At 69.8% G+C, this 8,637-nt stretch carries 11 protein-coding genes; 2 read left to right on the top strand and 9 right to left on the bottom strand.

Annotated features, from left to right (window positions below; all coding sequences use genetic code 11):
• Together RIF93_RS15935 and pyrE are read right to left on the bottom strand one after the other, a co-directional pair.
• The coding region (locus RIF93_RS15935; RefSeq protein ID WP_309092432.1) for a pyridoxine 5'-phosphate synthase at positions 1-567 on the bottom strand (567 nt) is incomplete at its 3' end.
• Positions 564-1,148 (bottom strand): orotate phosphoribosyltransferase, encoded by a 585-nt coding sequence (gene pyrE / locus RIF93_RS15930; RefSeq protein ID WP_309092431.1) that lies wholly within the window; start codon positions 1,146-1,148, stop codon positions 564-566. The genes pyrE and RIF93_RS15935, both read right to left, overlap by 4 nt.
• A gap of 84 nt (positions 1,149-1,232) precedes the next feature.
• Between pyrE and RIF93_RS15925 the strand changes: the two genes are divergently transcribed.
• On the top strand, positions 1,233-2,171 hold the full coding sequence (locus tag RIF93_RS15925; protein ID WP_309092430.1) for an alpha/beta hydrolase: 939 nt from the start codon (positions 1,233-1,235) through the stop codon (positions 2,169-2,171).
• Here the strand turns inward: RIF93_RS15925 and RIF93_RS15920 are convergent.
• The 7 genes from RIF93_RS15920 to folK form a co-directional block, all read right to left on the bottom strand.
• The gene (locus RIF93_RS15920) at positions 2,168-4,336 is read right to left on the bottom strand and encodes a bifunctional (p)ppGpp synthetase/guanosine-3',5'-bis(diphosphate) 3'-pyrophosphohydrolase (protein ID WP_309092429.1); all 2,169 of its coding nucleotides are present in this window, start codon (positions 4,334-4,336) and stop codon (positions 2,168-2,170) included. The two genes, RIF93_RS15925 and RIF93_RS15920, sit on opposite strands and share 4 nt — an antisense overlap.
• 149 nt (positions 4,337-4,485) lie before the next feature.
• A complete protein-coding gene (gene rpoZ / locus RIF93_RS15915; RefSeq protein ID WP_041373420.1) occupies positions 4,486-4,845 on the bottom strand; it encodes a DNA-directed RNA polymerase subunit omega in 360 nt (119 codons plus the stop codon).
• Between the two features lie 91 nt (positions 4,846-4,936).
• On the bottom strand, positions 4,937-5,266 hold the full coding sequence (locus RIF93_RS15910; protein WP_309092428.1) for a hypothetical protein: 330 nt from the start codon (positions 5,264-5,266) through the stop codon (positions 4,937-4,939).
• Entirely contained in the window at positions 5,263-5,817 is a 555-nt protein-coding gene (locus RIF93_RS15905; protein WP_309092427.1) for a CDP-alcohol phosphatidyltransferase family protein, read from the bottom strand. Before RIF93_RS15905 ends, RIF93_RS15910 begins: the two co-directional genes overlap by 4 nt.
• Positions 5,814-7,133 (bottom strand): patatin-like phospholipase family protein, encoded by a 1,320-nt coding sequence (locus tag RIF93_RS15900; RefSeq protein ID WP_309092426.1) that lies wholly within the window; start codon positions 7,131-7,133, stop codon positions 5,814-5,816. The genes RIF93_RS15905 and RIF93_RS15900 overlap by 4 nt, the downstream gene beginning before the upstream one ends.
• Entirely contained in the window at positions 7,130-7,546 is a 417-nt protein-coding gene (locus tag RIF93_RS15895; protein ID WP_309092425.1) for a YciI family protein, read from the bottom strand. Before RIF93_RS15895 ends, RIF93_RS15900 begins: the two co-directional genes overlap by 4 nt.
• 63 nt (positions 7,547-7,609) lie before the next feature.
• Complete coding sequence (gene folK / locus RIF93_RS15890) at positions 7,610-8,080, bottom strand: 2-amino-4-hydroxy-6-hydroxymethyldihydropteridine diphosphokinase (protein WP_309092433.1); 471 nt, start codon at positions 8,078-8,080, stop codon at positions 7,610-7,612.
• A 58-nt stretch (positions 8,081-8,138) separates the two neighbouring features.
• Here folK and RIF93_RS15885 point away from each other — a divergent pair.
• Positions 8,139-8,637, top strand: a 499-nt coding sequence (locus tag RIF93_RS15885) for an NYN domain-containing protein (RefSeq protein WP_309092424.1), incomplete at its 3' end; no start/stop codon positions are given.

The following is an 8,637-nucleotide window of genomic DNA, read 5'->3' as shown; positions in this document are numbered from 1 at the left end:
CGCGGCGGCGCCGGCGGCGGCCCTCAGCCCTTCCAGCAGGCGGGCCGCCTCCTCGCGGCGGCCGTGGCGCACCGCCTCGCAGTAGGCGCCGGTGTGCAGCTCGACCACCTGGGCGCCAACGGACTTGGCTGCCGCCACCTGGGCCGGATCGGCGTCGATGAAACACGAGACGCGGATCCCCGCGTCGGCCATGCGCTGGACCACAGGGGCGATGGTGTTGTGGCCGCGGACCACGTCGAGGCCGCCTTCGGTGGTCACCTCCTCGCGGCGTTCGGGCACGAGGCAGGCGGCGTGCGGCCGGTGGGCTAGCGCGATGGCCTCCATCTCGGGCGTGACCGCGCACTCGAAATTGAGAGGCCGCCCCCGCCTGCGGCAGGTGACGGCCAGGGCATCGATGTCGGCGTCGGAGATGTGGCGGCGGTCCTCGCGCAGGTGGGCGGTGATGCCGTCGGCCCCGGCGGCCAGCGCCACTTCGGCGGCCCGGACTGGGTCGGGATAGCCTTCGCCACGGGCGTTCCGCACGGTCGCCACGTGGTCGATGTTCACGCCCAGCCTGAGCTTGCTCATCCCTTCAGCCTCCGGCTGCCCGGGTCCTCGATCGGGACGGCGGCGAGATCGGGCGGCAGCTGGTCGGCCGGATAGGCGGGTACGTCCAGCTGAGCCAGCGCGACCAATGGCGCACCGGGGTCGGCCCGGCCGCCCGAACGATCGACGATGCAGGCCGCCACGACCACGTCGCCGCCCGCCTTGCGGATGGCTTCGACGCATTCGCGCGACGACAGGCCCGTCGTGACGATGTCTTCGACCATGGCGATCCGCGCGCCCTCGGGGATCGAGAAGGCCCGGCGCAGCTTGAACTCGCCGCCCTCGCGCTCGACGTACACCGAGGGGCAGCCGAGGTGCCGGGCGGTCTCGTAGCCCGGGATGATGCCGCCCACGGCAGGAGAGACGCAGAGGTCGACCTCCCCCACCGCCGCCTTGATCTTGGTCGCCAGCGCCTTGCACAGCCGCTCGGTGCGCTCGGGATACTGGAAGACCAGGTTCTTCTGCAGGAAGACGCTGGAGTGGAGGCCCGACGAGAGGACGAAATGGCCTTCGCGCAGCGCGCCCGCGGCCCGGAACTCGTTGAGGACGTCTTCGGTGTTCATGATGTCCGGAGATAGTCGCGTTTCGTGGAGCGCGGAAGATGCCAGCCGTTGCAGGCTGGCCCGACGCGCCCTTACCTTGGCCAGATGTCGAAGTTCTTGTTGGGCGTCGTCCTCGTCGTGGGCGCGTGGATCACGGCGGGTCTGGTGATCGTTGCGACCGCAGCCCCCGCCCCGCCCCGCGGCGAATTCGCGGATATCGGCGGACGCAAGCTGCGCGTCGTGTGCGAGGGGCCGGCGGAAGGCCGCCCGAGCGTCTGGCTCGAGCACGGGGCCTTCGGCGCGGCTACCGACTTCGCCGCCGTCCAGCAAAAGCTTAGCGCGAAAGGGCTGCGCAGCTGCGCCTACGACCGCGCGGGCCTGGGCTATTCCGATCCTGGCCCATCGCCCCGCGACGGCGATGCGGCCCTGGCGGACCTTGAGGCGCTGATGGCCGCCAGAGGCGACGACGGTCCCTACGTGCTGGTGGGCCATTCCATGGCCGGGCTCCACATCCGCCGGTTCGCGACCGCGCACCCGGACAAGACCATCGGCATCGTGCTCGTCGACGCCACGACCCCCGAGGCCATCGATGACCCGCGCATGCGGAAGTTCATCGGCGTCTTCAAGACGGTGGTCCGCACCGGTGCGGTGGCCGGGACCTTGGGCCTGACAAAGCCCTTCTACTATTGGGCCGAGCGCATCGGCCTGCCTAAGGACCGTATCGCCGAGAAGCGGCGGATCTGGGTGTCGGGCCGCCATGCCCGAGGCGCGGCGGCCGAAGGCCTGCAGTGGGAGCCCGCCGCCCGCCAGGCCATAGCCGCGGGCCCGTTGCCGGACACCCTGCCCGTTGCGGTGATCGTCGCCGGCAACCGCGGCGAGGACAGCCCCCGCGCCCGGCCAGCCAATCAGTCCAAGCACGGCTATTTCGAGGCCGTGCCTCAGGCCACGCACACCAGCATCCTGGGGCTCACGCATGGCGACGCGGTGGTCCGCGGCGTCGAACACGTGCTGAAGGCGGCTCCGCCGGCTCGGACGGCCGATTAGCTCTTCGTTCGCTCGACCGTTTCGACGCTGGGGCTGGCCCTCAGTGCGGCGGCGATGTGGGTCAGGTGCTTGGCGTCGTTGACGTCGACGTCCACGTCCACATCGAAGAAGTCCTGCTGCCGGTGGCGCATGCGCAGGTTCATGATGTTGCCGCCCGCTTCGCCGATGATGCTGCAAACTTGGCCCAGCACGCCTGGCGCATTGCGGATGGTGGCGGTGATGCGCGCGCGCGCGGTGGCGTTGCGCTCGGCCTCAGGCGTCCATTGCAGGTCGCGCCAAAGCTCCTCGCGCTCTTCGAAGGCCTCCAGCCGTTCGCAGTCGATGGTGTGGACCGTCAGTCCGCGGCCGTCGCTCTCCAGGATGCCGACGATGCGGTCGCCCGGCACTGGGGAGCAGCACTCGCCGAAGTGGATCGAAACGCCCGGCGTCAGCCCGCCGCCCCGGACGTACAGGCGCGCGGCCTTGCCGTCCTCGATGTGGCGGCGCGCGGTGGCCGCCTCACGTTCGGCGGCCTTCATGCCGGGGAAGACGGCCTCCAGCACCTGTCCGGGCGGCGCGCGGCCGCGGCCCACGGCTTCGTAGAGGTCCTCTTCGCTGGCCGCCGCAAAGCGGTCCATGGCCGGACGCAGCGAGACGTCCTTACGGCTCTTGCCGGCCGACTCGAAGGCCTGGTCGATCGTGGCGCGGCCCAGGCGGACGAACTCCTCGCGCTCCGTCTGGCGGATGTGGCGGCGGATGGCCGAGCGCGCCCGGCCGGTTACCGTCAGCGAGCGCCAGTCCGGCGGCACCACGGGCTTGCCGCCGCGGATCACCTCGACCACGTCCCCGTTCTGAAGAGTCGTCCGCAACGGCTTGAGTTCGCCGTTGATTTTCACCCCGATCGTGGTGTCGCCTATGTCGGTGTGTAGGGCGTAGGCGAAGTCCAGAGGCATCGCCCCACGCGGCAGGCTGACCAGCCGCCCCTTCGGCGTGAAGACGAACACCTGGTCGAGGTACATCTCGAGCTTGGCGTGTTCGACCAGCTCTTCGGCGTCGCCGCCGTGCTCCAGCACCTGGACCAGGTGGCGCAGGTTGACGAGCGGGTCGCGCCCGCCGGCGGCCTTCTGGTGTTCGGCGTCGAAGCCGTAGCTCTCGTTCTTGTAGCGCCAATGGGCGGCGACGCCCTCCTCGGCCACCAAGTCCATGTTCTCGGTGCGGATCTGCATCTCGATCCGCATGCCCTTCGGCCCGACGACCGTGGTGTGCAGCGAGCGGTAATTGTTCCGCTTGGGCGTGGAGATGAAGTCCTTGAACCGCTCGGGCACGCTGGGCCATGCGCGGTGGATCACCCCCAGCGCCCGATAGCAGTCGTCCTCGGTGTCGACGATCACCCGGAAGGCGTAGATGTCCGACAGCTGGGAGAAGCCGATCGATTTCCGCTGCAGCTTCCGCCAGATCGAGAACGGATGCTTCTCGCGGCCGAAGACGCGACTGGGAATGCCGGCCGTCTCCAGCTTCGCCGAGATCTCCTGAGAGACCATCGAGACCGCGCCGCCCTGCTGCTGCCGCAGCACCTCGAGCCGGCGGATGATCGCGTCGCGGGCCACCGGGTTCAGATGGGCGAACGCCAGCTCTTCCAGTTCGGCGCAGATGCGGTGCACCCCGATGGAGCGGGCCAGCGGGGCGTATATGTCCAGGGTCTCGCGGGCGATCCGTTCGCGCTTCGCCGGCGTCTTGATGAAGTGCAGCGTGCGCATGTTGTGAAGGCGGTCGGCCAGCTTCACCAAAAGGACGCGCACGTCCTTCGAGATCGCCAGGATGAACTTCCGCAGGTTCTCGGCCTGGCGAAGGTGTTCGGAGGAGAGCTCCAGCTTCGAGAGCTTGGTGACGCCCTCGACCAACTCGGCGACTTCGGCGCCGAACAGCTGCTCGATGTCCTGGGTCGTCGCGTCGGTGTCCTCGATGACGTCGTGCAGCAGGGCCGTCACGATGGTCTCGGTGTCCAGCCGGTAGTCGGTGAGGATGCCCGCCACCTCAATCGGGTGGGCGAAGTAGGGATCGCCGGAGGCCCGCTTCTGCGAGCCGTGCTGACGCATCGCGTAGACATAGGCGCGGTTCAGCAGCGCCTCATCGGCGCTGGGGTCGTAGGAGCGGACCTTCTCGATCAGTTCGAATTGACGCAGCATCCGCGGCCGCCGAGGCGTGGCCGTCGGCGGCGCAGGAGCATCATTGGCCTTGGGTAGCTCGGCGCCAGAAGGCTCGCCGGGGCGAGCTTCCGGGAGGGCGGCGGGTTCGTGCGCCGCCTCTTTCGTGAGTGGTTCTGCGCCTTCCGGGCTCAGTACCGCTCCTCCTGACCGCCGTCACGGTCGCTCTGCAGGGCGCGAACCAGCTCAAGCTCGCTCATCTGCATGTGGGTCGGGTCGGCCAGGAGGGCGAGGGTTTCCGCCTCTTCCTCGGCTTCCGAGCGCTCGTCGACGCGCTGCAGCGTGCCGATGAGGGTTTCCTTCAGCTCCTCGGCGTCGACGACGTCCTCGGCGATCTCGCGCAGGGCCACGACGGGGTTCTTGTCGTTGTCGCGATCGACCATGATCTGCGAACCGGCGGAGATGGCGCGCGCCCGGTGAGCCGAGAGCAGGACCAGCGAGAAGCGGTTCGGGACCTTTTCGATGCAGTCTTCGACGGTGACGCGGGCCATGGAGTCCTCAAAGCGGGGATAGAACCGGCGAAAATAGAGGTTCGAGCGCCATTGTGCAACGCCGCATGAGGGTCTTCGCCGCCGCAGCCCCTTAGCCAAGCCCCCGTTTCGGCTTGAAGAACGCCCGCGCGAGCACGCCCAACAGGGTCCCGGCCGCGACCAGGGGCAGCGCCACCAAGGCCACCCGCGACGCCCCCAGCAACGCGCCCGAGAGGATGCCCGAAAGCTCCGCCGCGCGGCCGCCCTCCAGTCGACTGACCAGGTACGAGGCGCCGAGGCCCAGCAGGAACCAGAAGGCCAAGCTCGCCGCGAAGCCCCAGGCGACGCCTCGCCAGCCGAACCGCCAGCTGAGCCACGCCAGCGCCGCCGCCTCCGCGGCGAGGGCGAGCTGGATCCAGAGCGGGGCGGAGAGGAAGCTCACGCCGTGTCGCGGAAGGCGAGGATCGCCCGGCCGACGTAGTCGGCAAGGGTGACGACGGCGAGCGTCGCCGCCAAGGCGAGGAGCAGCCGGCCGAGGTCGTGCTGGCCTAGGCCGCGGAGGGAGAAGAAGGCCGGCGCCAACAGCAGCCCGATGGCAAGGAAGTGACAGGCGATCTTCACCCGCTCCAGCATCGAGACACGGATAGAAAGACGCCCCGGCAGGGCCTCGTTGAGGCTGGCGACAACGAGGTCGCGCACGATCAGGACGAGGGCCGGCAGGACAGTCCAGTCCGCCAGGACGCCGCCGGCCATGAGAGCCACGAGGGTTACGGCGGTGAGCAGCCGGTCTGCGATGAGGTCGAGCATGGCGCCGAAGACCGACACCTGGTTGAACCGCCGGGCCAAGAAGCCGTCCACCACGTCGGTGAAGCCCGCGGCGAGGAAGACCGCGAGGGCCCACCAGCGGCTGGCGTCGCCCTCCCCTCCCGTCAGCAGGACGTAGAGCGGCGCGAGCAAGACGATGCGGAGCGAGGTGACGACGTTGGCGATCATCGGACCGGCGCCGGGTCCGCCGCCAAGATATGTGCGCCGAGCGCCTCTCCGTATGCCATCAACCGGGGCGCCTCCCCCTCAGACATGGCGAGGTTCATGCCGCCTTCGTCCGCGGTCAACCGGCCCTGATGGATGGGCATGGCCCCCGGCTCACGGGCGGCGGCGCGCAGGCGTCCCTCGCGGAGCGCCACGAGCAATGACCAGACGAACGGGCGCAGCCGGGTCAGGTCAGGCGTGCGGCCGTCCTCGGCGGGGTCGAGGGTTCTGGCGCGCGGCAGGCCGGCGTCGTCCGGGTGCAGGGTGTCGAGGTCGAGCGCCACGGTCGGGTGCGGATCGCGCTCGAAGAGCTGGAACGGGAAGTTGGTCGTCAGCCCCCCATCCGAGAACCAGACCCGGCCGCCATCGGGAGCGACCGCCGGGACCGCTTCCATGAGCGCCGGACAGGCGAGACTAGCTCGCACGGCCACCAGCACCGGAAGCTCCGCAGCGGGGATCGGGACCAGCTCTGCAGCGCTCTCGGGCGCGAGACAGCGCATCACGGCGGGCGGGAACAGCCGCGCCCATTCGGCAGGCCGGAAGGCGAGTCCGGCGCCCAAGCGTGGCGTCACCTCCGGACGGGCGGTGGCGAGGTTGGTGGCCACGATGCGCAGGTCGACGCCCATCGCCGTGAGGTCGCGGAGTGTCAGCGGCCGCTCGCGCGGCTCGGGCCCGAAGGCGATCTCTTGAAGGGCGGCATGCAGCCAGTCGGTCAGGGCCTCACCCCCGCCCTGCGACAGCCCGGGGCAGATGCCGAAGTTGCGGCGGGGCGCGACCCGGAACAGCAGCCAGCCGACCCGCAGGGCGACGGCTGCGACGGCGCCGAGCAGCGCCAGCAAGCTCCCGCCCAACACATGCCGCCAGGCGTCGGCGGCGCCGGATAGCGCCACCCAGAGCGCGCCGCCCGCCAGTGCGCCAGTAACCAGATCGGGCCAGAAGCCGAGGATCGCCCGGCCGATCCGCGCCTTGCCGGTGCCTGGCGCTAGATGGACGAGCGCCTTCAGCAGCGGCTCGAAACCTGGCGAGGCCTGGAACAGACTCGCGAGGCAATGTGGGAGCTCCGCCGATCGGCGCTGGAGTCGGGCGAAGCCTCCAGGATCGCCGCGGCTGCGGGCGTACTCCGCCGCTGCGGCGAAGGCGGCCGCGATCGCACCGGCCGACGATCCCGCCACCGCGCGGAAGCGGTAGCGGGCCGCCAGGACTGGAAGCGCGCCGGCGTAGACGAGGCCGGAGGTGACGCCGCCCTTTAGGGCCAGGTTCCGCTCGGCCAGCTCCATCATTCGCGCGTTATGACCCGCTCGGCCTGTTCGCGCAGATCGCCGGTGAAGACATCGCCGAAGTCCTCCAACTCATAGACCTGGCGCACCTCGAGGGTGCAGCCGGCCTCCTCGGCGATGCACGGCCAGCGCACGGCCCATTCCATCACCTCGTCCCAGTCCTTCGCCTCGACTAACGTGTAGCCGGCGATGAGCTCCTTCGTCTCGGTGAAGGGCCCGTCGGTCACCACGGGCTTGCCGTTCGGGAAGGTCACACGTTTGCCGCGCCGCGACGGGTGCAGGCCGTCGCCGCCCAGGATCTTCAGATGGCGCCCCATCTCCTCGTGATAGTCCATCATCGCCTGAGCCAGCTCGCGGCTGGGCATGACGCCGGCTTCGGTGGCCTCGTCGGCCCGTCGGATCAGCATGAAGCGCATAGTCGGTATCTCCCATTGATGCGCCCTGAGGACGAGCTTGCCCGACGGCAGCCGACAAAATTGTCAGACGGGCTCCGCATCGAGGCCGACGGACGCCCATTGCGCAAGCTCGGCGGCCGTCATGCCCAGGCTCGGATGCCTCCAGGCCGGCGCGACTTCCGCCAAGGGACCCATGACGAACCGGCGCTCGTGGGCGCGGGGGTGCGGGAGCGTGAGGTCGCCGTCGTGCAGAACCTGCCGGCCGTGGGCGATGAGATCGAGGTCCACGGTGCGCGCGGCGTTGCGGGCAGAGCGTTCGCGGCCGAACTGCGCCTCCAGATGAAGCAGCCGCCGCAGCACCTCGCCCGGACCTGCGTCCGCCTCGACAAGCGCGACGCCGTTGCGGTACTCAGGGCCCGTCGGGTCGGGCCAGGCGGCCGAGCGCCACCAGGACGACCGCCGAAGGACCTTCAAGCCGACCGTCGGGAACCGCGACAGCACCGCTTCCAGCAACGCCTCGGACGAGCCGAAGCCGCCCGCCAGGTTGCTGCCCAGCGCGATGACGACCGCCGCATCGACGTCGACCGCCGCAGATCTCGGGATTTTCGTAGCTATGACCTTCTACCCCACGGACCGGCTGGCGCTGTTCATCGACGGGGCCAACCTGTACTCGGCGGCCAAGAGCCTCGGCTTCGACATCGACTACCGCAAGCTCCTCGAGGAGTTCCGCAAGCGAAGCGTGCTGGTGCGGGCCTACTACTACACCGCCCTGGTGGAGAACGAGGAGTACTCGCCGATCCGGCCGCTGGTCGATTGGCTGGACTACAACGGCTATCGCCTGGTTACGAAGTCGGCCCGTGAGTACGTCGACAGCCAGGGGCGCAAGCGCTGGCGCGGCGACATGGACGTCGAGATCGCCGTCGACATGATGGAGATGGCGGGTCACGCCGACCACATGGTGCTGTTCTCGGGCGACGGCGACTTCCGCTGCCTGGTCGAGGCCGTACAGCGCAAGGGTTGCCGGGTGACCGTAGTCTCGACCGTGAAGTCCCAGCCGCCGATGGTCTCGGACGAGCTGCGGCGCCAGGCGGACAACTTCGTGGACCTGGCCG

The sequence above is a fragment of the Phenylobacterium sp. genome (assembly GCF_031181185.1).
GTDB lineage: Bacteria > Pseudomonadota > Alphaproteobacteria > Caulobacterales > Caulobacteraceae > Phenylobacterium.
Note: the sequence above shows the minus strand (reverse complement) of the source record. Positions and strands in the feature narration are given on the sequence as shown.

Bases quoted from the DNA above. Each gene is read 5' to 3' on its own strand.
- pyrE (WP_309092431.1), bottom strand. From the start codon at position 1,148: ATGAACACCGAAGACGTCCTCAACGAGTTCCGGGCCGCGGGCGCGCTG.
- RIF93_RS15925 (WP_309092430.1), top strand. From the start codon at position 1,233: ATGTCGAAGTTCTTGTTGGGCGTCGTCCTCGTCGTGGGCGCGTGGATC.
- RIF93_RS15920 (WP_309092429.1), bottom strand. From the start codon at position 4,336: ATGCTGCGTCAATTCGAACTGATCGAGAAGGTCCGCTCCTACGACCCC.
- rpoZ (WP_041373420.1), bottom strand. From the start codon at position 4,845: ATGGCCCGCGTCACCGTCGAAGACTGCATCGAAAAGGTCCCGAACCGC.
- RIF93_RS15905 (WP_309092427.1), bottom strand. From the start codon at position 5,817: ATGATCGCCAACGTCGTCACCTCGCTCCGCATCGTCTTGCTCGCGCCG.
- RIF93_RS15900 (WP_309092426.1), bottom strand. From the start codon at position 7,133: ATGATGGAGCTGGCCGAGCGGAACCTGGCCCTAAAGGGCGGCGTCACC.
- RIF93_RS15895 (WP_309092425.1), bottom strand. From the start codon at position 7,546: ATGCGCTTCATGCTGATCCGACGGGCCGACGAGGCCACCGAAGCCGGC.